Below are 344 nucleotides of genomic sequence, written 5' to 3' on the forward strand. Positions count from 1 at the left end.
TAGCTGATGGCCGCTGCCGTGAAGGTATCGTTGAAGGCCGAACCGATGACTTTTTCGATGGCGGCCAGGGTATCGCCCTGCGCATCGCCACCGCTGCCTGCCAGACCGATACCCGGACGCACATCAACGTTGATGGCCTCGGCTGAGGTCGAGTAATCGACCGTGTCGATGCCAGTCCCGCCGTCGAACGCGAATGCCCGGCTATCGGCGATGAAGGTGTCGTTGTACTTCGAGCCGGTAATCGCTTCGATGCTGTTATAGGTGTCACCCGCACCGATTCCGGAATTGACGCCGGTTTTCAGGTTGAGCGTGACGCCCACGGTACTGTCGTCATAGGACACAGT

1 pseudogene is annotated in these 344 nt (G+C 59.3%); it reads right to left on the minus strand.

The features are described from left to right. Positions 1–344, minus strand: a pseudogene (locus tag ACM6IV_RS12755) (calcium-binding protein); the annotation flags it as partial.

The sequence above is a fragment of the Pseudomonas sp. IT-347P genome (assembly GCF_949768005.1).
GTDB lineage: Bacteria > Pseudomonadota > Gammaproteobacteria > Pseudomonadales > Pseudomonadaceae > Aquipseudomonas.